Here is a 25371-nt window from a genome sequence, read left to right as displayed (position 1 = left end):
GCGGCCTACGGTGAGGGCGTGACTCGCCTCGCCACGCGGCTCCAGGGCATCGCCCCGACGATCTTCACCGAGATGTCGGCGCTGGCGGTGCGGACCGGCTCGGTCAACCTCGGGCAGGGCTTCCCGGACGAGGACGGTCCGCCGGAGGTGATCGCCGAGGCGGTGCGGGCGCTCGAGCACGGCGCCAACCAGTACGCCCCCGGCCCCGGCGTGCCCGCCCTGCGTCAGGCCATCGCGCGCCACCAGCAGCGGCACTACGGCCTCGAGCTCGACCCGGACCGGGAGGTCGTGGTGACCACCGGCTGCACCGAGGGCGTCGCCGCGGCGCTGCTCGGGCTGGTCGACCCGGGCGACGAGGTGGTCGTGCTCGAGCCCTACTACGACTCCTACGTCGCAATGCTCCAGATGGCGGGCGGCGTACGTCGTCCGGTCACCCTGCGCGCCCCCGACTTCCGCCTCGACGTCGATGAGCTGCGGGCGGCGGTGACACCGCGGACCCGGTTCGTCCTCCTCAACAGCCCGCACAACCCGACCGGATCGGTGCTCTCGCGCGAGGAGCTCCAGGCGGTCGCGGACCTCGCCGTCGAGCGCGACCTGGTCGTGATCACCGACGAGGTCTACGAGCACCTCACCTTTGGCGACGACCACGTGCCGATCGCGACCCTGCCGGGGATGTACGAGCGCACGCTCTCGCTCTCCAGCGCGGGCAAGTCCTACTCGTTCACGGGCTGGAAGGTCGGCTGGGCCACCGGGCCGGCCGACCTGGTCGGGGCGGTGCTGGCCGCGAAGCAGTGGATGACCTTCACCTCGGGCTCACCGCTGCAGCCGGCGGTGGCCCTCGCCCTGGACGAGGAGCCGGACTTCCCGCGCGCGCTGGCCAAGGACCTCCAGGAGCGCCGCGACCTGCTCGTCGACGGGCTCCGGGCCGCCGGCCTGACGGCGTACGTCCCACAGGGCACCTACTTCGCCACCGCATCGGTGCACGAGCTCGGCTGGCCGGACGGGATGGCCTTCTGCCTGGCCCTCCCCGAGCGGGCCGGCGTGGTCGCGATCCCCGAGCAGGTCTTCTACGACGACCAGACCGACCCGGCGGGCGGTCGGGACCTGGTGCGGTTCGCGTTCTGCAAGACCCGTGAGGTGATCGCCGACGGCGTCGCCCGGCTGACCGCCGCGGACCTGCACGCCTGAGCCTCCGCCCGCACACGGTGGCTGAGGTGCGAGGCCGTTCACGGCCATTGGCAGCCACCCCGGCCGGGTCCCAGCACCGGCTCACCAGGCTTCGAGGCTCGGCGCTGGGCGCCTCGCACCTCAGCCACCGTCTCGGCGCTGGGCGCCTCACACCTCAGCCACCGTCTCGGCGCTGGGGCCTCACACCTCAGCCACCGTCTCGCGGCTCAGCCGGCGTCCCGGCCGCGCATCCATGCGCGGGCCTCGGGGCGCAGCAGCAGGATCCCGGTGGCCACCGACGCCACGATCGGGACCAGGGTCAGGCAGGCCAGTGCCGCCGAGACACCCAGCGCGACGGCGGCCCAGGCGACCCGGCGCCACACCAGGACGGCGAGCCCGGCCGCCAGCGCCGACCAGACCATGAACACGATCGAGAGCACCAAGAGCAGGGTCTTCAGGTCCGAGTCGCTGATCGAGAGCTCGGGGTTCTGGCGATGGAACTCATCGACGTAGACCTCCGGGGTCGCCAGGAACTGCACCAGGGTCAGCGCGAACACCACGAAGACGGTGACCGTCGAGGTCCAGGTGATCACGCAGGCCCAGGTGATCGAGGCCGGGCGGGTCGCCCGGGCGGCGGCCGCGTGCCCGGCGTACGGCGTGGGGTGCAGCGGCGGCCGGGTCGGCGGCGGCAGCGCGAGCAGCCGATCCCGGTCGACAGGTGCCGGCTCAGGTGGCGTGGGAGGCGGTGCCGGCGCCGCCGGCGTGGCCGGGCGGGTGATGCCGTTGAACCAGTCCCGCCCGGGCTGGAACCACATCATCACCACCGCAGCGGCGACCATCGCCGGGAACACCCCGCCGCTCTGGAAGGAGAAGCCGGTCAGCAGCAGTGGCACCGCGAGCACGGTCAACGCCATCCGGGCGGCCTTGGAGCGCTGGAGGGCGTAGTAGCCGAGGATCGCCGAAGCCGCGGCGGTCACAGCTGCGACGGTGAGCAGCACCCGGAACGCCATGAGGCCGCCCTGGAGGCTCAGGCCGAGCTGGTCGCCGGGCGGGTCGGCGAGGAACTTCTGGACGGCCTCGCGAGTGTCGAGCGAATGCAGCCCCGCGCCCTGATCGAGGGCCGAGAGCACGACGAGCACCGAGCCGGCGACGACCATCCATCCCGCCACAGTGACCTGGGGCGGTCGCGCCGGCTTCGCCTGCTCCATGGCTCCAGTGTGCTGGTCGGCCCGGCGCAGTGGTCGCGACGGGCCGTCCGAACGCGGATCAGCCGACCCGCAGCACCAGCCCGTCGTCGCCCCGGTCGACCACGACCGATCCGCCGTCGGAGACCTCCCCGCCGATCAGCAGCTTCGACAGCGGGTCGCCGATCGCGGACTGGATCAGCCGGCGCAGCGGCCGGGCGCCGTACGCCGGGTCGTAGCCGGTCTCGGCCAGCCACTGCTTGGCGGGGTCGGTGACCTCGATGGTGATCCGGCGTGCGGCGAGCCGCTTCTCGAGCAGCGCGAGCTGCAGGTCGACGATCCGGGTCAGCTCCTCCGGCCTCAACGCGTCGAAGACGACGATCTCGTCGAGCCGGTTGAGGAACTCCGGCTTGAACGACGCGCGCACCGTCGCGAGGACCGACTCCTTCTTCTTCTCGGGGTCCAGCGTCGGGTCGATGAGGAACGCCGAGCCGAGGTTGCTGGTCAGGATCAGCAGCGTGTTGCGGAAGTCGACGGTGCGGCCCTGACCGTCGGTCAGCCGGCCGTCGTCGAGCACCTGCAGCAGGATGTCGAAGACCTCGGGATGCGCCTTCTCGACCTCGTCGAGCAGCACCACGCCGTAGGGGCGCCGGCGCACCGCCTCGGTGAGCTGACCGCCCTCGTCGTAGCCGACGTAGCCGGGCGGCGCACCGACCAGGCGGGCCACCGAGTGCTTCTCGGAGTACTCGCTCATGTCGATGCGGACGATCGCCCGCTCGTCGTCGAAGAGGAAGTCGGCCAGCGCCTTGGCGAGCTCGGTCTTGCCGGTGCCGGTCGGCCCGAGGAACAGGAAGGACCCGGTCGGCCGGTTGGGGTCGCTGATGCCCGCCCGCGAGCGGCGTACGGCGTCGCTGACCGCTCGCACCGCGTCCTTCTGGCCGATCAGCCGCTCGCCGATGACCTCCTCCATCCGGAGCAGCTTGGCGGTCTCGCCCTCGAGCAGCCGGCCGGTGGGGATGCCGGTCCACGCCTCGACGACATCGGCGACCTGCTCGGCCCCGACCTCCTCGCCGACCAGCGGCTCGATATCGGAGGCCTCGGTCTCCTCGACCTTCGCGATCTGCTCCTCCAGCGCCGGGATCCGGCCGTAGAGGATCTCGCTGGCAGCGGCCAGGTCACCCTCACGGGTCAGTCGGTCGGCCTCGGTGCGCAGCTGGTCGAGCTGGCGGCGCAGCTCACCCTCGCCCTCGAGCGAGGTCTTCTCGCGCTCCCACCGCGCCTCGAGAGCGCGCAGCTCCTCCTCGTGATCAGCGAGGTCCTTGCGCAGGGCCTCGAGCCGCTCCCTGGAGGCCTCGTCGGACTCCTTCTCGAGCGCGAACTCCTCCATCTTGAGCCGGTCGACCTGGCGGCGGAGCTGGTCGATCTCCTCGGGCGAGGACTCGATCTCCATCCGCAGCCGCGACGCAGCCTCGTCGATGAGGTCGATCGCCTTGTCCGGCAGCTGGCGGCCGGTGATGTAGCGGTCGGACAGGGTCGCTGCCGCGACGAGGGCGGCGTCGGTGATCCGGACGCCGTGGTGGGCTTCGTACTTCTCCTGGATGCCGCGCAGGATCTGGATGGTGTCCTCGACCGTCGGCTCACCCACGAACACCTGCTGGAAGCGGCGCTCGAGCGCGGGGTCCTTCTCGATCCGCTCGCGGTACTCGTCGAGCGTGGTCGCGCCGATCATGTGCAGCTCACCGCGGGCCAGCATCGGCTTGAGCATGTTGCCGGCGTCCATCGCGGAGTCGCCACCGGCGCCGGCGCCGACCACCGTGTGCAGCTCGTCGATGAAGGTGATGACCTGGCCACCGGAGTCCTTGATCTCCTCGAGCACGGCCTTGAGCCGCTCCTCGAACTCGCCGCGATACTTCGCGCCGGCCACCATCGCGGCCAGGTCGAGGCTCAGCACCCGCCGGCCCTTGAGCGAGTCGGGGACGTCGCCGGCCACCACGCGCTGGGCGAGCCCCTCGACGACGGCGGTCTTGCCGACGCCGGGCTCACCGATGAGCACCGGGTTGTTCTTGGTACGCCGGGAGAGGACCTGGATCACCCGCCGGATCTCGGCGTCGCGGCCGATGACCGGGTCGAGCTTGCCCTCCTCGGCCGCCCTGGTCAGGTCGACGCTGTACTTCTCGAGCGCCTCGTAGGTCGACTCGGCGTCCTGGCTGGTCACGCGGCGGTTGCCACGGACCGCGGTCAGCTGCTCGCGGAGCCCCTTCTCGGTGAGGCCGGCGTCGGCGAGGAGCTTCTGCGCCGAGCTCTCGACGCCGGCGAGCGAGATGAGGAGGTGCTCGGAGGCGACGTAGTCGTCCTTCATCGACGACGCGAGGTCGAGCGCGCCGGCGAGCACCCTGGTCAGCGCCGCGGAGGCGCCCGGCTGCTGCACCGTCGTACCGCTGGCGCGGGGCAGCGCGTTCATCATCGACTCGGCCTGGGCGAGCAGGGTGCGCGGGTCCACGCCGGCCTTGGTGACCAGCGTGCCGGCGGTGCCCTCGCCGTCGCGGAGGAGCGCCACCAGCAGGTGGATCGGCTCGGTGGCGGTGTTGCCCGCCGTGGTGGCGGCGAGCTGGGCAGCCTCGATCGCACCGCGGCTGCGGGTGGTGAACTTCTCGGCGCCGAACTGGCTCATCAGGGTGGGTTCCTTTCTTCCCGTTGATTCGGGACTTCCGCCGGTCGAATCCGGACTTGCGCCGGTCGAGTCCGGACTTCCGCCGGTCGAAACTCACGACTCGACCGGCAGAAGTCCGGAATCAACGGCCGCGTCGCCAGACGACCAGGGACTGGGCGGCCTGGGGCTGGCGTACGGCGGGCAGCTTGCCCGGCTGCCGCGGCCGGCCGGCGAGCGCCTCGCGGAGCGCCTCGCGGGTCGCCGCGAGCTCGGCCTGCAGCTCCTCGTTGCGGGCTGCCAGCGCGGCGACGCGGTTCTCCAGCTCGAGGATCCGGCGCACGCCCTCGATGCCGATCCCGGCCGAGGTGAGCTCGGAGATCTCGCGGAGCAGGTCGATGTCGCGCGGGGAGTAGCGCCGGCCGCCACCCCCGGTCCGGCCCGGGGTGATCAGCCCCATCCGCTCGTAGGTGCGCAACGTCTGCGGGTGCAGGCCGGTCAGCTCGGCTGCCACCGAGATCACGAACACGGCGGCGTCGGGTCCGGGCGCTCCGAAGAACCGGTCCGACGCGCTCACGACCCGGCCTCGCTGAACAGGTTGGCGCGCAGCGACGGCTCGTTGCCCGACGCTCGGTAGGCCTGCACCGCCTCGCGAGCGGCCGGGTTGAGCGTGGCGGGGACGTGCACCTGGACGGTCGCGAGCAGGTCGCCCCGGGTGCCGTCCTTCTTGCGTGAGCCCTTGCCGCGGACCCGGAAGGTCCGGCCATTGGGCGTGCCGGCGGGCACCTTCACAGTGACCGGCGCGCCGCCCAGGGTCGGGATCTTGATGTCGGCGCCGAGCGCTGCCTCGTCGAAGGAGATCGGCACGTCGAGGGTGAGGTTGTCGCCACGCCGCCCGAACAGCCGGTGTGGCGTCACCTTGACCGTGACGTAGAGGTCGCCGGCCGGGCCGCCGTTGACGCCGGGCGAGCCCTTGCCCTTGAGCCGGATCCGCTGGCCGTCCTTCACCCCGGCCGGGATGCGAGCCTGGATGCTGCGTGCGGACAGGCCGTGACCGCTGCCGTGGCAGGTCGGGCACGGCTCGTCGTAGATCAGCTGCCGGCCACCGCACCTGGGGCAGGTCTCGTTGAGCGAGAACGCTCCGCCGACGGTGCTGACGATGAAGCCGGCGCCCTCACACTCGGGGCAGATGTGCGGCTTGGTGCCCGGCTTGCCGCCGGTGCCATTGCAGTCGGGGCAGGGGGCGTCGGAGGTCAACCGCAGCGAGATCGTGACGCCGTCGATGGCGTCGGTGAAGCTGATCGTCGCTGTGGTCTCGGCGTCCGCGCCCTTCTGCGGTCGCGCGGTCTGGGTGCGGCCGCGGCCGAACCCCCCGAACAGGTCACCGAAGACGTCCCCGAGGCCGCCGACCCCACCGGCGCCGCCGCGGTCGCGGAGCAGGTCGTCGAGGTTGAAGGTGCCGCCGCCGCCCCCGCCGCCGCCGAAGCCCCCACCGAACCCGCCAGATCCGTAGAGCTCGCGCATCTCGTCGTACTTCTTGCGCTTCTCCGGGTCGCCGACGACGTCGTAGGCCTCGGCCACCGCCTTGAACTTCTCGTGCTTGGCGGTGTCGCCCGGGTTGGAGTCGGGGTGGTTGGCGCGCGCGAGCTTGCGGTAGGCCTTCTTGATCTCGGCGTTGGTCGCGTCCTTCTTCACGCCGAGCTCGGCGTAGAAGTCCTTCTGGGCCCAGTCGGCCCGGAAGCCCTCCGTGGTGGCCATGCGCGCACCTCCCTCCTGTTAGTCGTGGTTGTCCTGTACGCCGTCTGCTGCCCTGGCCTCGGTGGGCTCGGCGGGCTCGGTGGGCTCGGCCACCTCGCTCGGCTCGGCCGGCGCGCCGTCGCGCGCGGCCCCGGTGTCGGCGACCGGGTCGACGACGAGGACCTGGGCGGCTCGGACGACGCGGTCGCCGATCCGGTAGCCGGCCTTGGCGATCACCTTGCAGGTGGTCACCGAGACGTCGGGGTCCTCACCGATGTGGCTGAGCGCCTCGTGGATGGTCGGGTCGAACGGGTCGCCGACCGCCCCGAACTTCACCAGGCCGACGCCGGCGAGAATCCGCTCGAGCTGGTCGGCGACCGCCTTGAACCCGCCCTCCACCTCACCGTGCTCGCGGGCCCGGTCGATGGTGTCGATCACCTCGGTGATCGGGGCGAGCGCGGCGTAGGTCGCGTTCTGCTTCACGAGCTCGCGATCGCGGTCGACCCGGCGCTTGTAGTTGACGTACTCGGCCTGCAGCCGCTGCAGGTCGGCGGTCCGCTCGGCCAGCTGCTGCTCCAGCTGGGCCACGTCCGCGGCCGGGCGGGCGCGCTCCTCCTCGACCTCGGTCTCGTTGGCCATCTCCGCGGCGGCTTCGGGGAAGGAGCCCGTCGAGGCGACGGGCTCCTCCCCCTCGGCGAACCGATCGTGGCGCGACGCCTCGGTCACGAGGCCGCCTTGTCGTCGCCCTCGTCGCCGGACTCCTCGCCGGGCTCGTCGACGATCTCGGCGTCGACGACGTCGTCGTCGGCCTCACCGGTCGCGCCGGTGCTGCCGCCGGCCGCGGCGGAGTCGGCCTCGGCCGCGGCGTACATCGCCGCGCCCATCTTCTGGCTCGACTCACCCAGCTTGGTCACACCGGAGTTGATCTCCTCGACGCTCGCCTCGGCGTTCTCGAGGGTCGCCTTGAGGGCGTCGACGTCGGCCTGGACCTCGGTCTTGACGTCCTCGGGGATCTTCTCGGCGTTGTCGGCCAGGAACTTCTCGGTCGTGTAGACGAGCTGGTCGGCCTGGTTGCGGGCCTCGACGCTCTCGCGCCGCTGGGCGTCCTCGGCGGCGTACTGCTCCGCCTCCTTGACCATCCGGTCGATCTCGTCCTTGCCCAGCGCCGAGCCACCGGTGATCGTCATCGACTGCTCCTTGCCGGACGCCTGGTCCTTGGCGTGGACCTGGACGATGCCGTTGGCGTCGATGTCGAAGGTGACCTCGATCTTGGGCACCCCGCGCGGCGCCGGCGGGAGGCCGGTCAGCTCGAAGTTGCCGAGCGGCTGGTTCTGCGACCACATCGGCCGCTCGCCCTGCGCCACCTTGATCTCGACCGACGGCTGGTTGTCGTCGGCGGTGGTGAAGATCTCCGACCGCTTCGCCGGGATGGTGGTGTTGCGCTCGATCAGGGTGGTCATCACGCCGCCCTTGGTCTCGATGCCCAGCGACAGCGGGGTCACGTCGAGCAGGAGCACGTCCTTGACCTCGCCCTTGAGCACGCCGGCCTGGAGCGCGGCACCGACCGCGACGACCTCGTCGGGGTTGACGCCCTTGTTGGGCTCCTTGCCGCTGAGCAGCTCCTTGACCAGGTCGGTCACCGCGGGCATGCGGGTCGACCCGCCGACGAGGACCACGTGGTCGATGTCGCCGACCGCGACGCCGCCGTCCTTGAGGACGGCCTTGAACGGCTCACGGGTGCGGTCGAGCAGGTCGGAGGTCATCTTCTGGAACTCCGAGCGGGTCAGCTTCTCCTCGAAGTGCAGCGGGCCGGACTCACCGTGGGTGATGTAGGGCAGGTGCACCGTGGTCTCACTGGACGCGGACAGCTCGATCTTCGCCTTCTCCGCGGACTCCTGGAGCCGCTGCTTGGCGATCTTGTCCTGGGACAGGTCGACGCCGTTGTTGTCCTTGAACTTCTTGACCATCCAGTCGACGATCCGCGCGTCCCAGTCGTCACCACCGAGGTGGTTGTCACCGGACGTCGCCTTGACCTCGATCGTGGCGAAGCCGTCGTCGTCCTTGCCCACCTCGAGGAGGGAGACGTCGAAGGTGCCGCCACCGAGGTCGAAGACCAGGATGGTCTGGTCGCCGTCGCCCTTGTCGAGGCCGTAGGCCAGTGCGGCGGCGGTCGGCTCGTTGACGATCCGCTGGACGTTGAGGCCCGCGATCTCACCGGCCTCCTTGGTGGCCTGGCGCTGCGCGTCGGAGAAGTACGCCGGCACGGTGATCACCGCGTCGGTCACGGTCTCGCCGAGGTAGGCCTCCGCGTCCCGCTTGAGCTTCTGCAGGACGAAGGCGCTGATCTGCTGGGGGGTGAAGGTCTTGTCGTCGATGGTGACCTTCCAGTCCGTGCCCATGTGCCGCTTCACCGAACGGATCGTCCGGTCCACGTTGGTCACGGCCTGGCGCTTGGCCACCTCGCCGACCAGCACTTCGCCGTTCTTCGCGAAGGCGACGACCGAGGGAGTGGTCCGGGCGCCTTCGGCGTTCGCGATGACGGTGGGTTCGCCACCCTCGAGGACGGCGACGACGCTGTTGGTCGTGCCGAGGTCGATGCCGACCGCTCGTGCCATGGTTGTTGCCTCTTTCGTTCCGGGGATGCTGGTCGAGAAAGGGTTGAGTCCATTCGGCTCAACTTTGCTCACTGGCCTCAACGCTACTCGGTTGCCCTGGTGTTCCCGAACCCGGGGATCAATTTTCCGCGGCTTCATCCCCGCCGGGCCGGCGGCCCGGGGCTAGCGTCGAGGGGTGAGGGGCTCCGTCGCAGCCGCGGTCGCGGGGGCCGTCCTGCTCGCCGGGTGCACCGGCGCGGAGCCGGAGCCGATCCAGCGGCTCGACCCGCCGTCGGCCGCCCCGCCGTCGACCCCGCCGTCGACCCCGCCGTCAACCCCGCCGTCGACCCCGCCGTCGACCTCGGTCCCGTCGGATGCTCCCGCGGCGCCCGCGCCCCCCGCGAACGCCGCTGACGTCCGGGCCGGCACCGCGATGAACGCCGTCCACCATCTCGCGGGGCGCATCGGGCCGCGGCCGGCGACCTCGCCGGCGTACTTCCGGGCCGCGGCGTGGGTCGAACGCCGGCTGACCGAGCTCGGCTGGCGGGTCGACCGGCAACGGTTCCACACGCCGGCCGGCGTCTCGTGGGGCGTGCCGGTCCCGGCCGGACCGTCGGTCAACCTGGTCGCGACCCGTGGAGACGTCCGGTCCGGGAGGCCGTGGCTCCTCGTGGGCGCCCACCTCGACACCGTGCCGCAGGCCCCCGGCGCCGAGGACAACGCCTCGGGCATCGGCGTGCTGCTGTCGACGGCCGAGGCGCTGGCCGGCCATCGGACCCGGCTCCCCGTGGTGCTCGTCGCCTTCGGCTCCGAGGAGCCGCGCGGTCCTACAGACGCCGACCATCACTACGGCTCGAGGGCCTACGTCGCCGGGCTGGACGCGCAGCAGCGGCGGACGCTGCGCGGCATGGTGGCGCTGGACCGGGTCGGCGTCGGCCGGGTCGTGCCCATCGGTGCCGCACGAGATGGTCTCCTACGGGACGATCCCGTAGCGGACGGTCTTGTACGAGAAGGTCGGCGGATCGGCGTACCCACCACCTTCGAGCCCGGCGAGCGCTCCAGCGACCACTGGTCGTTCGTGGCGGCTGGTCTGCCCGGAGCCCGCCTCGGCAGCACGCCCTATGCCGCCTACCACTCCGCCGCCGACGTCCCCGAGGTTGTCGACCCCGCCCAGCTCCGGCGCACCGCGCAGCTGGTGGTCGCCTGGCTGACCGGATAGTGCCGGCGGGATAGTGGCAGACCTTTCCAACACCGCTCCCGCGGGCAACGCGTTGGGAAGGTCTGGGACTATCCCGCCGCGAAGGGCCCGGTGCTGGTCGACCAGACGCCGTCGAGGATGTCGCGGCCGGGGACCCGGCGAGGCGCGAAGGTGCGCTGGTCCATCCGGTAGGGCAGCAGCTGGAGTGCCTTGAGCTCGCTCCCCCAGTACGTCGCCCGGAGGACGACCCCCTCCATCGTCTCGGCCGAGAAGTCCATGTCGAAGAGGAAGTTGCCGAGCGAGTGCAGCACCGGCACCCCGTCGACCATGTCGACCCCCTGCACCCAGTGCGGATGGCCGCCGACCACGAGGTCGGCGCCGGCCGAGACCAGCCGCCGGGCGACGACGCGCTCGACGGTGTCGGGGACGTGGGTGTACTGCGTGCCCCAGTGCGGCATGACCACCACGACGTCGGCGCTGTGGTGCGCGGCCCGGATCGCCGCGGCCACCCGGGCCAGGTCGGCCTCCACCAGTGGGCCGGTGCGCGGTGGCATCCGGACCGCCAGGGCACCAGATGTGTCCGGCCCGGCCATCGGTGTCTCGCCGATCGCGTTGAAGCCGAGGAAGGCGAACGACGTGCCCCCGGCCCGCAGGATCGCCGGCCGGGCCGCCTCGGCGAGGTCGGCGCCGGCACCGAACGGCCGGACCGCGCTGCGCTCGAGCGACCGCACCGTCTGCAGCAGGGCCTGCTCGCCGAAGTCGCCGGTGTGGTTGTTGGCCAGCGACAGCGCGTCGTACCCCGCGTCCTCGAGCACCGGCACCAGCGCCGGGCTGCCGCCGAACGAGTCGCCGCCCTGCTGTGGCCGGCCGTCGGTCGAGAGAGTGCTCTCCAGGTTGCCGACAGTCAGGTCAGCGGAGCGCAGGAACGCCCGCATCGGGCCGAGCGCCGCGGCCGGGTCGGGAACCCCGCGGGTGAGCATCGCGTCTCCGGTCACCACCAGCGTCGTCGCGCCGTCGTGGTCACGCACCGGGTCGACGCCGCCCACCAGCGCCGCGGTGACCGTGGGACCGACCTCGCTGAGACCTACGACGCCGATCGCGCCCGGGTGCCGCTCCACCGCCCGCACCGAGCCGACCACTCCGCCCGAGCCGCGCCGGGCGACGAGGTCGGCCGCCTCGGCGGAGGTGAGCCGGAGCCGGGGACGCGTCGCGTGCGTGACGACCACCAACGGGTCGTCCGCAGCCACGGCGGCCGATGGCGACGTCGACGGCGGTGCCGGCGACGCCGACTGACCGGTCGTCACCGGCGGGCTCGGGGACGCGGTCTGCGGCATGCGGGACACCGGGTCCGCGGGGTCGGAGCAGGCGGTCAGCGCCAGCCCCGCCGCGAGGGCGACCAGGAGCGCCCGACACCGGTCCACACGCCGATGCTCACTCCTGGCCGGGTCATGTGGAACCCCCCGCGGCGCGGCCCTCGACCACACCGCTGACCTGGCACACGTCCTAGGGAGCCGGAGGGACCCCGAGCAGCCGCAGCACCTCGGCGGGCTCGGACGGCGACTCCGCGTCCACCAGCCGCCGCACCCGCTCCTCGTACGCCGCGACGTCGGAGCGCGAGAGCACCTCACGGCCCTCCCCGGGCCGACCGCGGCGGAAGAACGCGGCCGGATCCTTCAGCACGCCCCGCCGGTCCGGCGCCCGGGCAGCCGCGTCGGCGCGCATCGAGCCGAAGCCCGCGGACTCCACGAGCGCCGGCCACACCTCCGGGTCCACGTCGACGCCCAGCTTCTCGGCCAGCCGGCCCATCCAGCCGGCCAGGTCCGCGACCAGGTCCTCGTAGCGCAGCAGCAGCACGCGCCGGTCGTCGCGCCGGTCGGCGGCGTCGGCGGCGTGGTGCACCACCCCCTGCAGTGAGTCCATCGACACCATCGGGTCGGTCTCCCGCTGGGTCCAGACGCGCAGCCACTCGTCGACCGGCGGCCGGGTGACCGGGCCGGCGTACGGCCGCCCGGTCAGCTCGGCGATCCGCTCGCGGTCGAGGTTGTCGCCCTGGTGGTAGAGCGACACGGCCATGTCCAGCGGGTCGCGCACCACGACGATGTAGGTCGCCCGAGGATCGATCACCACGCCGTCGAGCGGAGTGTGGGTCTTCACGACACGGCGTCCCGGCTGCGCCTCGAGCCGGGCGAACAGGTCGTCCTCGGGGATGGTGAGCCAGTCCACCCAGGGTGAGAGCTCGCCCAACGGCGCGGGCAGGTCGGGGGTGCCGTGGAGGAGCAGGAGGCAGATCTGCTGGACCCAGGTCGTGCCGCTCTTGGACCGGGTGCTGACCACGACGTCGCCTTCCCGGAACGGGAAGCGGTTCCAGCGGTCGCTGTCCTCCTCGTCCGACACGTAGCGCCGGGTCATCGCGCGCCGGCCCGCAGCCCCAGGCCGATGTCGACGAGATCGGTCCGCGCGAGGCCGGGCACCTCGCTCAGCGGGATCCATCGCGCCTCGTCGGTCGTGCCGTCCACCTCGTTGCGCAGGTGGCCACCCAGGATCGTCGCCCCGTAGACGACCCGGATCCCCCGGAACCACCGGTCCCGGTCGACCGTGCGCTCCTCCGGCGACACGACGACGGTGTCCACGCCCAGGACCCGGCCGGGCTCAACGTCGTACCCGGTCTCCTCGCGCACCTCGCGGACCACGCCTTCCTCGATCGTCTCGTCGAGCTCGACCCCACCACCCGGCAGGGTCCACAGCGGCTCGGCCAGCTCGTTCCAGAGGGCCAGCAGGAGCCGGTCCTGGTCGTCGACCACGACGGCGTAGGCCGCCAGCCGGGAGTCGTACTCGGTGTGGTGCAGCGGCCGTCCGTCCACGCCGGTCAGCCTCGCACGGTCGCGGGACGGGCCGCAGGAGGCCCGCGCGCCTCCCGGCGGTCGGCGGCGGTACGCCATGCTGTCCGCGTGACCGAGTCCCCAGCCTTCCGCGACGCGATGAGCGCGGCCGCCACCGGAGCCGAGGGGCTCCAGGGCGCCGCGGTGATGCTCGACGACCCCGGCGCCGCGATGGTGGCCTTCGCCGCCGCCGAGCTGGTCGCTCGGGTGGCACAGGGCAGCCCGCCCGACGTCGTCCGCGACACCGCGGCGGCCATCCGGCCGGCGCTGGGCGACCAGGTCCCCGCGGAGCGGTTCGCGCGGATCGACGAGGCCGCGGCGGACGCCTCGCTCCCCGACCTGCTCGCCGCGCTGGCCGGGCTGCTCGCCTCGGTGGGAGAGCTGTACCCGGGGCCGGTCGGCGAGGCCGCCCACACCACGGCGCGCGCCCTGGCCGACGCGTCCGCCGCACTGGTCTGACCACAGGGTCCGGAATGTTTCCCGCGCAGCCCGGTTACCCACAGACATGACAGTCCCGACGCTGACCCTGAACAACCGGACCGCGATCCCGCAGCTGGGCTTCGGTGTCTTCCAGGTGCCGCCGGACCGGACCGCCGACGTGGTGACACAGGCGCTGGAGGTCGGCTACCGGCACATCGACACCGCGCAGATGTACCAGAACGAGCAGGAGGTCGGCGAGGCGGTCAAGGCCTCCGGCATCCCGCGCAAGGAGCTCTGGATCACCAGCAAGCTCAACAACGGCTACCACCGGCCCGACGATGCACGGCGCGCCTTCGACGAGACGCTCGCCAAGCTGGGGATCGAGCAGATCGACCTGTTCCTCATCCACTGGCCGCTGCCGACGCGGTACGACGGCGACTACGTCTCGACCTGGCGCACGCTGGTCGAGTTCGTCGAGGACGGGCGCGCCCGCACGATCGGGGTCTCGAACTTCCAGCCCGACCACCTCGACCGGATCGTGGGCGAGACCGGTGTCGCGCCGGCCGTCAACCAGATCGAGGTGCACCCCTACCTGACCAACGAGGCCGCACGCCAGGCGACCCATCGGCACGGAGCGCTCGTGGAGGCCTGGTCCCCGATCGCCCAGGGCGCGGTGCTGGACGACGACGTGATCGGCAAGATCGCCGCCGCGCACGGCCGGACGCCTTCGCAGGTCACGCTCCGGTGGCACGTCGAGCGCGGCGACATCGTCTTCCCCAAGACCACGCACCGCGAGCGCATGGAGGAGAACTTCGCGATCTTCGACTTCGAGCTGACCCCGGACGACGTCGCCGCGATCAGCGCCCTCGACCACGGTGAGGCCGGCCGCCGCGGACCGAACCCGGACACCTTCGACTACATCCCGCGCTGAGCAGAGCGGCCAGAGCCGGCCGAGACGGAACCGCCGCTGGTCGAGCTTGTCGAGACTCGGCAGCGATGGGTGGGGTCTGTCGCATCGCCTCGGGGCCGTGGTTCGGCGTCATCGCCGGCTGCGGTGGTCTCGGCAGGCTCGACCTACTCGCTGGGTTCGCCGACCGAGCCCTCGTTCCTCCGGCCGGTCAGCGAACCTTCACTCGGACCTCGTTGGACACGGCTTGGCTGTCGGTGTCACGCACCCGGAACCTGTTGACCCCGAGGTGGGCGGTCTGGACGTAGGTCGAGAACGTCTCGCCGCTCACCACGGCGTCGACGGTCGCGAAGTCGTCCCACTTGCCGTTCTCGAACCGCTGCACCTGGACCACGGCACCCTCGCCGCCCGGGTAGACACCGGTCAGGTAGATCTCCTCCATCGGGCCGGCCTCGGTCGTGGCGGCGGACAGCGAGATCGGGAACTCCGGCGGCGCGGTCGTCGTCGGGGTCTCCGAGGGCGTCTCCTCCCCCGGGGCCAGCGTGATCTGCGGCCCGGACGCGGACTCGGTGTCGGACGGCTTGGGCAGGTACATCGACTGCTGGCTGGACGCCGTACCGCCGTCGTCCCCGCCGCCGAGCCCCAGCATCGAGCTGGCCGCGAGCGCTCCGCCGCTGACCAGGAGCCCGACCACCACGCCGACGCCGATCAGGGCCGCGAGCCCGGCGATGATCGGGTGGCCTTCGTCCTCGCTCAAGGCAAGGGTCCTTCCATGGAGGGAGCGGTCGGGGTACAGACGCTGCCATTCTCCGGCACGTTGCTCCGCCCTCCAAACACCCCGTGGGGTCCGGTCGCGGCGAGTCCGGTCCGGAGAGCGCTGCCCACGGCGACACCCGGCCGGTAGCGTCCCGCCATGCCCCAGGACCCGATGGCCATGGGCCGTGCGATGCAGGCGATCATGGCGCAGGCCGCGGCGTGGGTGGCGCAGTACAAGACCGAGCTGACGGCCAGCGGCCTCGGTTTCACGCCCGACGACCTGGCCGCGATCACCGCCTCCGCAACCGCCCACCCGCTGCCGCCGGGTGGGGCGACGCCGAGCCCGGCCGACCAGGCCGAGATGCAGCACGTACAGCAGCTGGCGATGGAGACGGTCTACCCGGAGGCCGGGTTCGCGAGCGACGACCCGCGGCTCGCCGCGGTCGGCATGCCGTTGGTCGCCTACGCCGTCGCGGCCAGGGCGATCGGCTGGGCCAACGACGACACGGCACTGGTGGACCGCGTGGTGGCGGCGCTCGGCCACACCCACGACGACTACGCGAAGGCGGCCGAGCACTGGACGCCGCTGCTCCGCACGGACATGGCGGTCGCGATGCTCTACGGCCAGCTGTTCGCCGACGTCGGCGAGCTGCCGGTCAGGCCCGCGTAGCCGTCAGAGGTTCTGCTTCCAGACGACCTCCTCACGCAGCCTCCGGCTGCGCCAGCCGTCCGGCGTACGAGTCATCGAGTGGTGGTAGATCCCGCCGAGCTCGACCAGCCTGGTGCCGCCCTGGCCGTCGTCCACGGGCATCGGGTTGTGGAAGTACGCCGCCACCTCGGCGGTCTCGCCAGCCAGCCGGATCTCAACCTGACCGAGGGTGTGCATCCGCTGGGGGAAGAACGCCGGCAGCACCTCGGCCAGCCACTCCTTGACCTCGGCGAAGCCACCGGCGATCCCGCCAGACTCGGTGTAGTCGACCTGCGCGTCAGGGGTGAAGACCGTGTCGAGCCGGTCCCACTCGCCGGTGTCGATGGCGCGCGTGTAGCGCACCAGGACGTCGGTGATCTCGGCACGGTCGCTCAGCTCCTGCAGGTCCACGGCGGGAACTCTGCCACGGGGGTGGGGCGCGTTCTGGATCAGCAGATGTCCCCGTCACCCGACCACAACCGCCAGTGCTTCCCCACCGGGCCGCCAGGACGGTGGGCGACGCGGAACTCCAGGCGCGTGTACGCCGCGGTGCCGTCGGGACAGGTGCCGAGCGCCTCGGCGCGAAGCACGATCTTCCCGGGGCGGGCGTAGTAGCCACCCTCGGGCCTCAGCAGCCAGGTCACCCCGCGGCCCTTCGCGGTCGGCGCGCCCCAGTGCCGCCACTCGATCTTCGCCACCTCGCCCGAGGGGTCCCCGCCGTTGAAGAAGTGCCGCGGATGGGCCTTGCCGAACCCCTTCGCCGCCGGCGCGAGGTGACCCGGCGAGCCCAGCACGGGCTCGGGCGTCGCGGACGCGACGGCGGCCGGCAGCGATACGAGGACGGAGACGAGGAGGGAGACGAGCACGGAGACGAGAAGGGCGAGGAGGGGGAGTCGTCGGGGCACGCCCTGAGGACGTCCGGCCGGCCCCAGGAGTTGCGCGCGGCGGGTCACGATCCGGTCTCGCCCTTCCGTCGCCGGTAGGCGCGCGCCGCGGCGCGGTCGTTGCACAGCGTGCAGCAGTAGCGACGGGTGCCGGCCCTGGTCGTGTCGACGTACGCACAGCGGCAGGGGTCGCTGGCGCAGATGCCGAGCCGGGCCACGCCGTGGGTCGCCACGTGCTCGGCGACCGCGAAGAGGAGTCGGCCGCGCAGCCCGCCGCTGACCGCCAGCCCGTCGGGCTCCACCTGGACGACGGCGTCGGCGTAGAGGAGCGCCAGGTTGAGGACGCGGCGGGCGTCCTCGGCGTCGTCGCACTCGAAGACGGTCCGGATGGTCGCGCGCAACGCGTGGAGCATCGGCAGGTCGGCGTTGCGCTGGGTCCTGGCGAGGTCGGCGTGCCCGTGCCGGCCGAGTGCCCGCCGCCACCACACCGGGTCCGAGGCCATCCGGTCGGCCGGGTCCTCGAGCAGGTCGACGGAGTTGAGGAGGAGTACGGCGAGGCCGAGGTCGGACAGCGGTTCGTCGCTCACGGTCCCTCCTCCCGACAGTCGCTCCCGGCGGCACTCGCGTCAGTCGTCAGTTGCTTGACGCCACATGCTACTGACGTCAGACTCGGTGCCGTGAGTGCGACACCCGCGGCCGCCCGTCACGTTCGCGTGGTCGACGTCCCGCTCCGTGTACCGGGTCAGGACATTGCCCGAGCCTGGCTGGTGGCGGACGACGACCACGACGGGCGGCCGCGGTCCGGCGTCCTGTGGCTGCACTGGCTCGGGCACCGACACAACGACCGCGGCGAGTTCCTGCCGCTCGCGGTCGAGCTCGCATCGCGCGGTGTCGTCTCGCTGCTACCGGCGGGACACTTCCCGTGGGTCCCGGATCCGGACGGCACCGCCGCCGACGTCCAGCGAGTGCGCGACCAGGTCGCCGCGCACGCCGTCGCCCTCGACCATCTGTGCGCGCAGCCGGGGCTGGACCCGGGCCGGGTCGCGCTGGTCGGCCACGACTACGGCGCGATGTACGCCGCCCTGCTCGCCGACCGCGACCAGCGCATCTCGGCGCTCGCGCTGCAGGCCCCCGACGACTCCTGGGGCAGCTGGTTCGCGACGTACTGGCTCAAGCTCGAGGGCCCGACGCGCGCGGAGTACGCCGCGCGGTTCGCCGGACTGCAGCCCGTGGACGCGGTGGGCGGGCTGGCCGAGCGGCTCGGGGACCGGATGCTGTTCCAGTGGGCGGGCAAGGACACCTTCGTGACCCCCGCGGCGCGGGCGGCGTACGAGGCCGCCAACCCGAAGGCGCGCAGCATCGAGTACGCCGACGCCGAGCACATGCTCGACGACCGCGCCGTCCCGGACCTCGCGGCGTTCCTCGTCGAAGCACTGAGGGTCACCTGACCCCGTGGACCAGAACTGAAACACGTTCTAGTCTGGCGCCATGCGGTTCACCTACGCCGAGGCGATGACGCAGGCGACGTTCTACGCACCCCTGGCGCGGGCCGCGGAGGCCGCCGGCTACACGAGCATGACGGTGGCCGACAGCCTCATCTACCCGCAGGAGTCCGACTCGAAGTACCCCTACACCGACACCGGGGACCGGGAGTTCCTGGAAGGCAAGGAGTTCATCGAGACGATGGTGCTGTGCGCGCACCTGTTCGCGGTGACGACGACGCTGCGGCTCACGCCGTTCGTGCTCAAGCTGCCGGTGCGCCCACCCGTCCTCGTGGCCAAGCAGGCCTCGTCGCTGGCGTTCCTCTCCGGCAACCGGCTCGGCCTCGGCGTCGGCATCTCGCCGTGGCCGGAGGACTTCGCCGCCCTCGGCGTCCCCTGGGACCAGCGCGGCAAACGGATGGACGAGTGCATGGACATCCTGCGCGGGCTGACCTCCCCCGAGGGTGACTTCTTCGGCTTCCACGGCGACTTCTACGACATCGACCCGCTCAAGCAGTGCCCGGCGCCGACCGAGCCGATCCCGCTGCTGGTCGGCGGCCACGCCGACGCCGCCCTGCGCCGCGCGGTCCGCAGGGGCGACGGCTGGATGCACGCCGGTGGCGACGGCGAGGAGCTCGACCGGCTGCTCACCCGGCTCGCGGAGATCCGCAAGCAGGAGGGCGACACCCGCGACGACTTCGAGGTGCACGTGATCTCCTACGACGCCTACGACGTCGACGGCGTCAGGCGGCTCGAGGACCGGGGCGTGACCGACTGCATCGTCGGCTTCCGGATGCCCTACATCAAGGGCCCCGACACCGAGCCCCTGGAGACCAAGGTCAAGCACCTCGAGCAGTACGCCGAGAACATCATCGCCAAGGTGAACCGGTGACCCGGGACCTGGACCGGACCACCGCCCATCGAGCCTGTCGAGATGTCGGCGCGGTCGGCTCCCAGCGCACGCTTCGGGGGTCTCGACAGGCTCGACCAGCGGCGGGCCAGCCCCAGCGCGCCCGACCTGACCACCGCTCATCGAGCTTGTCGAGATGTCCGCAGCCGATGCGGGGACTCGCCCGGCTGCCTTCGCTGCGGGGGTCTCGACAGGCTCGACCAGCGGCGGGCCAGCCCCTGCGCGCCCGAGCTGACCATCGCTCATCGAGCTTGTCGAGATGTCCGCAGCCGATGCTGGGACTCGCCCGGCTGCCTTCGCTGCGGCGGTCTCGACAGGCTCGACCAGCGGTGCGCCGCCCCCGAGTGCATCCTGCGGGGCCGCTTCGATGACTGAGACGTGGGACCTGACGGCACCCCTCAGGCAGGCGATCGAAGAGGCCGAGGAGCTGATCTCCAACGCGCCGTTCATCAGGACCGAGCAGGACCGCCTCGAGGGCTACGACTACCTCGCAGGCCGGATCCGGATGGCGATGCAGACGGCCTTCGACTACGACCTCGACCACCCCCTGTTCGTGAACCCGACCCACCAGTTCTCGCGGCAGGGTCTGGACAACCCGGACGCGATCTACCTCAACGCCTTCCTCCGCGAGGGCGTCGAGTACGTCGTACGCGGCCGCCGCGGCACCACCTCCGACCTGTCGTTCCAGGTGATGGGCGGGCACTACTCCGCCGACGCCGCCGCCGCGAGCCTGATGGCCTTCGACGACCGGGAGCTCGACGTCAAGGACGACGGGACCTTCGAGTTCTCCTACGTCGCCGAGCCCGGCGCGAAGACCATGATCGTCCGCGAGGTCTTCAACGACTGGGACATCGAGGAGCGTGGCACTCTCACCATCGAGCGCCCGGACACGCTGGGGAAGCCGGCCTCGCCGCTGAGTCGCGACCGGCTGGCGAAGAAGTACGACGTCGCAGCCCGCTCGCTGGTCGGGTCGATCCGCACGTGGTTCGCCTTCCCGCACTTCTTCCAGTACCAGGAGCCGGTCAACACCCTCACCGCTCCGCAGTCCACGCCCGGCGGGCTCGCCTCCCAGCGCTCGTCGATCGGCCACTACGAGCTCGACGACGACGAGGCGCTGGTCATCACGGTGCCGCGCTGCGACGACTGCGCCTACCAGGGGATCCAGGTCGGTTCGGACTGGTATGCGTCCACCGACTACGAGACCCACCAGACCTCGCTGACCAAGGCGCAGGCGCTGACCGACCCCGACGGGCTGATGCGGTTCGTCGTCTCCGAGCAGAACCCAGGGATCGCGAACTGGCTCGAGACCACCGGCCACCGCACCGGCGCGCTGATGCTGCGGTGGCAGCGGCTGGAGCGTGACCTCGGCCCCGAGGACGGGCCTCGCGTCGAGAAGGTGCCCGTCGCCGACGTACGGGATCTGTTGCCGCACCACGCGCCCATCTCCGCGGACGAGTACGCCGCCCGCATCGCCGCCCGGCAGCGGTCGGTCGCGCGACGGATGATCAGCTAGCGGGCTCGACGACCTTGGACATCACGCAGTTCTGCTGGCCCTTGGGGCGGACGTAGGTGAAGCCGGCGTCCTCGTAGGTCTTGCGAGTGAGGTTGTAGAGGAACGAGTCGCTCATCTTCTTGGCCGGGTCCCGGGTGGCCATGTCGTGCGGGTATCCCTCGACCACGCCCCCGCCGTCCTGGGCGATCAGGTCGACCGCGCCGAGGAGGGCCAGCCGGCCGAAGCCCTGCTTGCGGTGGCTCCTGGTGACGTTGATGCAGGTGATCCGGTAGTCGGGCGGGGTGACGGTCTCGGCGTCGTACTGCTTGCGGTGGTGGATGTTCGGCAGCTCCTCGGGCGTGCCGTACTCCGCCCACGCGACCGCGTCGGGGCCGTCGTAGACCAGCGCGGCGTGGGCGATGCCCGCGTCGACCATCCGCTTCTTGAAGTCGCGGTTCGACTCGTCCTCGCCTCGGCCGTCGGGAACTCCGTGGTGGAAGTGGACGCACCAGCAACCGCTGAACAGCCCACCGGTGCGCTCGACCAGCGCCTCGAAGTCCGGCCAGGTCTCCGGCCTCAGGGCCTTGATCGTGTGCTCGGCCATGCCGTCACCGTACGGCGCATTCCGGACGATCCGCGTCTGTACGAGAACTGGAACACGTTCTAGTCTTGGCGGCTGTGGCCACCACATCGACCCACCACGACACCTCGATCGAGGAGCGCTACCGCCCGGTGCCGCTGCTCCAGGACAAGGTGGTGGTCCTCTCCGGCGTCGGGCCCGGTCTCGGCCGCGCGCTGGGCACCGAGGCGGCCCGGATGGGTGCGGACCTGGTGCTCGTCAGCCGCACCGAGCGCCGGCTGCGCAAGATGGCCGAGGTGGTCGAGGCGCACGGTCGCAGGGCGCTGGTGGTCCCGACCGACATCACCGACGAGACCCAGGTCCGGGCCCTGGTCGACCGGACGCTCGAGGAGCTCGGCCGCGTCGACTGCCTCATCAACAACGCCTTCGGCATCCCGCCGATGGACCCGCTGACCACGATCCCTCTCGAGGCGCTGCGGGCGGCCAACGAGACCAACGTCTTCGCGCCGCTGCGGCTCTCCACGCTCTTCGCCGATGCACTCGCGGCGTCGAAGGGGTCGATCATCATGCTGAACTCCTGCGTGGTGTTCAGCTCGCAGCCCGAGTACGCCGGCTACAAGCTCTCCAAGGGCGCGCTCGAGCACCTGGCGTCGTCGCTGGCCACCGAGCTCGGGCCGCGCGGGATCCGGGTCAACTCGGTCGCGCCGTCCTACATCTACGAGGACGTCAACAAGGCCTACTTCGAGTGGATCGCCGCCGAGGCCGGCACCACCCCCGATGACGTCTACGTCCAGAAGGCAGCACCCACCGACCTCAAGCGGCTCGCGTCGCCGGAGGAAGTCGCGCGCGCCGCGCTGTTCCTCGCCTCCGACCTGGCCTCGGCGGTGACCGGGCAGATGCTGACCGTCGACTGCGGCGAGTTCCACGCCTGAGTCATGGATCTGGTGCCACCACCGCACATCGAGCCTGTCGAGATGACCGCAGGGTCGGCTCCCGGCGCAGGCTGCGGAGGTCTCGACATGCTCGACCAGCGGGGCCGGGTCGGGCTGTGAGCGACAACGTGATGACCCGCGAGCGGGCGAACGTCGGGAGCTATGAGGACATCGTCGCGGCGGCCGAGCGGACCACCGGGGTGACGGACATCGGCGGTACGGCGCACGAGGAGGGGCTGCGGCTCCTGGTCGACGACCTCGCCTCACCGGAGGCCGGGCTGACCCCGCGCGGCAACTACTTCCAGCGCTCGGAGGTGAAGTCGGCGCTGGTCGGGCGGCTGCTCACGCAGGCGGCGTTCGCCCGGCACCCCGAGCACGCCGCGGTGCCCATCGAGCGGCCGGTCTTCGTCATGGGCCTGCCCCGAACCGGCACGACGGCACTGCACCGGCTGCTGCACGCCGATCCGCGGGCGCAGGGGCTCGAGCTGTGGCTCACCCAGTTCCCGCAGCCGCGGCCGCCGCGCGAGACGTGGGAGGACGACCCGGTGTTCGCGATGATGCAGAAGGCGTTCGAGGCCCACCACGTGGCGTCGCCGGACTACATGGGGATCCACTACATGGACGCGACCTCGGTCGAGGAGTGCTGGCGGCTGCTGCGTCAGACCGGGAAGTCGAGCTCGTACGGGTCCCTGGCGAACGTGCCGCGCTACTCCGCCTGGCTGCGGGAGCAGGACTGGACCGACGCCTACGCGCGGCACCGGCAGAACCTCCAGCTGATCGGCCTCCACGACCAGGACAAGCGGTGGGTGCTGAAGAACCCCTCGCACCTGACCGCGCTCGACGCGCTGATGGCCGTCTACCCCGACGCGCTGGTGGCCTACACCCACCGCGACCCGGTGGTCTGCATCGCGTCCTCGTGCTCCCTGTCGGCCGAGACCACAGCCGGGCACTCGACGACGTACGTCGGCGAGACCATCGGCCGCACTCAGCTCGACCTGTGGTCGCACGCCTTCCACGCCTTCCAGGACGCGCGGCCGGCCTACGACCAGGACCAGTTCGCCGACGTCGCCTTCTCCGACCTGCGCGCCGACCCGCTGGGCGTCGCGCGCTCGCTCTACGACCGGTGGTCGCTGGACTGGACTCCGGAGGTCGAGGCGGCGATGCGCGGGGTCGACGAGGAGTCGAGGTCGGGGCCGGCCGCCCCGAGGCACGACTACTCACTCGAGACCTACGGCCTCACCGAGCGCCAGGTGCGCGAGGCGTTCGACCGGTGACCCGGCCTCCCGACTACCTCACCCTCATCGTGTAGCTGATGGTGGCGAAGTCCGTGCTCGGTCCGGTCGGGCCGTTGCGGGCGATCCCCCAGAACATGTTGCCGGCCGGGATGGTGCCCTGCTGGGTGCTCGAGCAGCCGGTGGCCCCGGAGACCACCGTGCACTGCAGCACCGGCGTGAAGATGGGGTCGAGCGTCGGTGCGGTGACGAGATAGAACTGCATCGACTCGCCCGCCGCCTGGAGGTCGGTCACCACGTGGAAGTCGGCGACGGTCAGGTCGACCGGCGCCACGACAGGGAAGACACCGGAGGTGTGCTCACCGAAGGGCATGAACGCCGCGCTGCCATCGGCGTTCGCGTTGAACGTCCCCATGGTCGCGAAGACGGCCGCCTTGCCGTTCGTCGGAGCCGGGACGACCGGAATGGTCCCGGGTGCGAGGTCGGCCGCGGTGAGCGAGCCGTCCTTCACCTTCGGACCGGTCACGGCGCCGTTCTTGATGCTCTTGGTGACGACGAGGTTCTTGCCGATCTTGCGGCCGGCAGCATCGGCGACGCCGCCGAGCGTGAGGAGGACTGCGCACGCCGCGAGAAGCGCGACGATCTTGACGGAGCGTGGCGTTGACATGGCGCAGACGGTAGAACGGCCCGGCGCCTGCCGTCACCCGCCTCGCCCGGCCAGCGCGCCACGCGTCCCCGGCGGGGTAGTTGACTGGCCAGGAACTGACCGGGACAACAGATATCCGCACAAGGAGGGCACCATGCGCATCGCCGTCGCCGGCGCCACCGGGCTGGTCGGCGCCCAGGTCGTCTCGCTGGCCCGGGAGGAGGGCCATGAGGTGGTCGAGATCGCCCGGCGCACCGGGTTCGACCTCACCGACCCGGACACCACGGGGCTGGAGTCCGCACTGACCGGCGCGGACGCCGTCGTGGAGGTGACGTCGTACCCGTCGATCGACGAGGCCGAGGCCACGTCATTCTTCACGACCGTCGCCACGAACCTCGGGCGAGCAGCGACCGCCGCCGGCGTGCGCCGCGGCGTCGTCCTGTCGATCGTCGGCATCGACGAGAGCCAGGACTACGGCTACTACCGCGCCAAGCTCGCCCAGGAGAGGGCGACCCGAGCGGCGGCCGCGGGCGCGCTGGTGCTGCGGGCCACGCAGTTCCACGAGTTCGCACGCCAGATGCTCGAGTGGAACACCCGCGCAGGGGTCGCCCGGATCATGGACGTCCCGACCCAGCCCGTCGACACCGCGGAGGTCGCCCGGGTGCTCGTGGACCTGGCCACCGGCGCCCTCGACAGGGACACCGACCTGGCCGGTCCGCGGGAGGAGCGGCTCGTCGACCTCGTCCGCCGGTACGCCGACCACGTCGGCGCCGTGGTCAGGGTCGAGCCGGGCGAGGCGCCCGCCAGCATGGCGGGCGGGTCGATGCTGCCCGGCCGCGACGCCCTGCTCCGGGGGATCGACTGGGAGACCTGGCTCGCGAGGCAGCCCGCCAGGCGCTGAGCCTGGATCCACCGATTCCCGCCTGCTGCGCGCCACCATTCGGGCACGCTGGCGGCGTTGGCGTCGCTCGATGGGCGGCCAAGCACGTCGTCGCTCCGCCGCCTTGCCATCGCACCCGACTGGTGACGCTCGCGAC

26 protein-coding genes are annotated in these 25371 nt (G+C 71.8%); 11 read left to right on the top strand and 15 right to left on the bottom strand.

Features of this window, described 5'->3' with window-relative positions; genetic code table 11:
- Positions 1-18 precede the first annotated feature (18 nt).
- Positions 19-1188, top strand: a complete 1170-nt coding sequence (locus tag VFV89_RS02960; protein WP_329704409.1) for a pyridoxal phosphate-dependent aminotransferase — start codon at positions 19-21, stop codon at positions 1186-1188.
- Between the two features lie 206 nt (positions 1189-1394).
- Here VFV89_RS02960 and VFV89_RS02955 read toward each other — a convergent pair whose 3' ends face one another.
- The 6 genes from VFV89_RS02955 to dnaK form a co-directional block, all read right to left on the bottom strand.
- On the bottom strand, positions 1395-2375 hold the full coding sequence (locus VFV89_RS02955) for a hypothetical protein (protein ID WP_329704408.1): 981 nt from the start codon (positions 2373-2375) through the stop codon (positions 1395-1397).
- Positions 2376-2433: 58 nt separating this feature from the next.
- Complete coding sequence (gene clpB / locus VFV89_RS02950) at positions 2434-5022, bottom strand: ATP-dependent chaperone ClpB (protein ID WP_329704407.1); 2589 nt, start codon at positions 5020-5022, stop codon at positions 2434-2436.
- A 121-nt stretch (positions 5023-5143) separates the two neighbouring features.
- Positions 5144-5575, bottom strand: coding sequence for a heat shock protein transcriptional repressor HspR (locus VFV89_RS02945; protein ID WP_329704406.1), 432 nt, complete (start codon positions 5573-5575; stop codon positions 5144-5146).
- Positions 5572-6756 carry a molecular chaperone DnaJ gene (gene dnaJ, locus VFV89_RS02940; RefSeq protein ID WP_329704405.1) on the bottom strand — a complete coding sequence of 395 codons (1185 nt, stop codon included), beginning with the start codon at positions 6754-6756 and terminating at the stop codon, positions 5572-5574. Before dnaJ ends, VFV89_RS02945 begins: the two co-directional genes overlap by 4 nt.
- 18 nt (positions 6757-6774) lie before the next feature.
- The gene (gene grpE / locus VFV89_RS02935; RefSeq protein WP_329704404.1) at positions 6775-7461 is read right to left on the bottom strand and encodes a nucleotide exchange factor GrpE; all 687 of its coding nucleotides are present in this window, start codon (positions 7459-7461) and stop codon (positions 6775-6777) included.
- Entirely contained in the window at positions 7458-9350 is a 1893-nt protein-coding gene (gene dnaK, locus VFV89_RS02930; RefSeq protein WP_329704403.1) for a molecular chaperone DnaK, read from the bottom strand. Before dnaK ends, grpE begins: the two co-directional genes overlap by 4 nt.
- 175 nt (positions 9351-9525) lie before the next feature.
- On the opposite strand from dnaK, the gene VFV89_RS02925 reads away from it, so the two are divergent.
- A complete protein-coding gene (locus tag VFV89_RS02925; protein ID WP_329704402.1) occupies positions 9526-10548 on the top strand; it encodes a M28 family metallopeptidase in 1023 nt (340 codons plus the stop codon).
- Positions 10549-10616: 68 nt separating this feature from the next.
- On the opposite strand, the gene VFV89_RS02920 is transcribed toward VFV89_RS02925, so the two are convergent.
- The 3 genes from VFV89_RS02920 to VFV89_RS02910 all read right to left on the bottom strand — a co-directional run bounded on the left by VFV89_RS02920 (position 10617) and on the right by VFV89_RS02910 (position 13388).
- On the bottom strand, positions 10617-11948 hold the full coding sequence (locus VFV89_RS02920; RefSeq protein ID WP_329704401.1) for a CapA family protein: 1332 nt from the start codon (positions 11946-11948) through the stop codon (positions 10617-10619).
- Between the two features lie 82 nt (positions 11949-12030).
- Positions 12031-12936, bottom strand: a complete 906-nt coding sequence (locus VFV89_RS02915) for a sulfotransferase domain-containing protein (RefSeq protein WP_329704400.1) — start codon at positions 12934-12936, stop codon at positions 12031-12033.
- Positions 12933-13388: an NUDIX hydrolase gene (locus VFV89_RS02910; protein ID WP_329704399.1), complete on the bottom strand. Its 456-nt coding sequence runs from the start codon at positions 13386-13388 to the stop codon at positions 12933-12935. Before VFV89_RS02910 ends, VFV89_RS02915 begins: the two co-directional genes overlap by 4 nt.
- Before the next feature lie 87 nt (positions 13389-13475).
- On the opposite strand from VFV89_RS02910, the gene VFV89_RS02905 reads away from it, so the two are divergent.
- The gene (locus tag VFV89_RS02905) at positions 13476-13865 is read left to right on the top strand and encodes a hypothetical protein (RefSeq protein WP_329704398.1); all 390 of its coding nucleotides are present in this window, start codon (positions 13476-13478) and stop codon (positions 13863-13865) included.
- Positions 13866-13911: 46 nt separating this feature from the next.
- Complete coding sequence (locus tag VFV89_RS02900) at positions 13912-14757, top strand: aldo/keto reductase (protein WP_329704397.1); 846 nt, start codon at positions 13912-13914, stop codon at positions 14755-14757.
- A 187-nt stretch (positions 14758-14944) separates the two neighbouring features.
- Here VFV89_RS02900 and VFV89_RS02895 read toward each other — a convergent pair whose 3' ends face one another.
- The gene (locus tag VFV89_RS02895) at positions 14945-15490 is read right to left on the bottom strand and encodes a hypothetical protein (RefSeq protein WP_329704396.1); all 546 of its coding nucleotides are present in this window, start codon (positions 15488-15490) and stop codon (positions 14945-14947) included.
- A gap of 156 nt (positions 15491-15646) precedes the next feature.
- Here VFV89_RS02895 and VFV89_RS02890 point away from each other — a divergent pair, with 156 nt between their 5' ends.
- Positions 15647-16159, top strand: coding sequence for a hypothetical protein (locus tag VFV89_RS02890; RefSeq protein WP_329704395.1), 513 nt, complete (start codon positions 15647-15649; stop codon positions 16157-16159).
- A gap of 3 nt (positions 16160-16162) precedes the next feature.
- On the opposite strand, the gene VFV89_RS02885 is transcribed toward VFV89_RS02890, so the two are convergent.
- From VFV89_RS02885 to VFV89_RS02875, 3 genes are read right to left on the bottom strand one after another with little or no spacing between them, the layout of a single operon-like run.
- A complete protein-coding gene (locus VFV89_RS02885; RefSeq protein ID WP_329704394.1) occupies positions 16163-16588 on the bottom strand; it encodes a nuclear transport factor 2 family protein in 426 nt (141 codons plus the stop codon).
- Between the two features lie 38 nt (positions 16589-16626).
- Positions 16627-17082 carry a hypothetical protein gene (locus VFV89_RS02880; RefSeq protein WP_329704393.1) on the bottom strand — a complete coding sequence of 152 codons (456 nt, stop codon included), beginning with the start codon at positions 17080-17082 and terminating at the stop codon, positions 16627-16629.
- Between the two features lie 44 nt (positions 17083-17126).
- Positions 17127-17648 carry a CGNR zinc finger domain-containing protein gene (locus VFV89_RS02875; protein ID WP_329704392.1) on the bottom strand — a complete coding sequence of 174 codons (522 nt, stop codon included), beginning with the start codon at positions 17646-17648 and terminating at the stop codon, positions 17127-17129.
- Between the two features lie 90 nt (positions 17649-17738).
- On the opposite strand from VFV89_RS02875, the gene VFV89_RS02870 reads away from it, so the two are divergent.
- The 3 genes from VFV89_RS02870 to VFV89_RS02860 all read left to right on the top strand — a co-directional run bounded on the left by VFV89_RS02870 (position 17739) and on the right by VFV89_RS02860 (position 20965).
- Positions 17739-18509, top strand: a complete 771-nt coding sequence (locus VFV89_RS02870; RefSeq protein WP_329704391.1) for an alpha/beta hydrolase family protein — start codon at positions 17739-17741, stop codon at positions 18507-18509.
- A gap of 40 nt (positions 18510-18549) precedes the next feature.
- Positions 18550-19434 (top strand): TIGR03619 family F420-dependent LLM class oxidoreductase, encoded by an 885-nt coding sequence (locus tag VFV89_RS02865; protein WP_329704390.1) that lies wholly within the window; start codon positions 18550-18552, stop codon positions 19432-19434.
- Between the two features lie 385 nt (positions 19435-19819).
- Positions 19820-20965, top strand: coding sequence for a hypothetical protein (locus VFV89_RS02860; protein WP_329704389.1), 1146 nt, complete (start codon positions 19820-19822; stop codon positions 20963-20965).
- Here VFV89_RS02860 and VFV89_RS02855 read toward each other — a convergent pair.
- Positions 20958-21548, bottom strand: a complete 591-nt coding sequence (locus VFV89_RS02855) for a GNAT family N-acetyltransferase (RefSeq protein WP_329704388.1) — start codon at positions 21546-21548, stop codon at positions 20958-20960. The two genes, VFV89_RS02860 and VFV89_RS02855, sit on opposite strands and share 8 nt — an antisense overlap.
- A gap of 74 nt (positions 21549-21622) precedes the next feature.
- Here VFV89_RS02855 and VFV89_RS02850 point away from each other — a divergent pair, with 74 nt between their 5' ends.
- Together VFV89_RS02850 and VFV89_RS02845 are read left to right on the top strand one after the other, a co-directional pair.
- Positions 21623-22456 (top strand): SDR family oxidoreductase, encoded by an 834-nt coding sequence (locus tag VFV89_RS02850; RefSeq protein WP_329704387.1) that lies wholly within the window; start codon positions 21623-21625, stop codon positions 22454-22456.
- 116 nt (positions 22457-22572) lie between these two features.
- A complete protein-coding gene (locus tag VFV89_RS02845) occupies positions 22573-23730 on the top strand; it encodes a sulfotransferase (protein WP_329704386.1) in 1158 nt (385 codons plus the stop codon).
- A gap of 13 nt (positions 23731-23743) precedes the next feature.
- On the opposite strand, the gene VFV89_RS02840 is transcribed toward VFV89_RS02845, so the two are convergent.
- Complete coding sequence (locus VFV89_RS02840) at positions 23744-24355, bottom strand: hypothetical protein (RefSeq protein WP_329704385.1); 612 nt, start codon at positions 24353-24355, stop codon at positions 23744-23746.
- A gap of 133 nt (positions 24356-24488) precedes the next feature.
- Here VFV89_RS02840 and VFV89_RS02835 point away from each other — a divergent pair, with 133 nt between their 5' ends.
- Entirely contained in the window at positions 24489-25235 is a 747-nt protein-coding gene (locus VFV89_RS02835) for an SDR family oxidoreductase (protein WP_329704384.1), read from the top strand.
- The last annotated feature ends 136 nt before the right edge of the window (positions 25236-25371 follow it).

It is taken from the genome of Nocardioides sp. (assembly GCF_036274455.1).
Lineage (GTDB): Bacteria > Actinomycetota > Actinomycetes > Propionibacteriales > Nocardioidaceae > Nocardioides.
The sequence above is the reverse complement of the archived record's forward strand: the minus strand, read 5'-3'. Positions and strand labels throughout refer to the sequence as shown.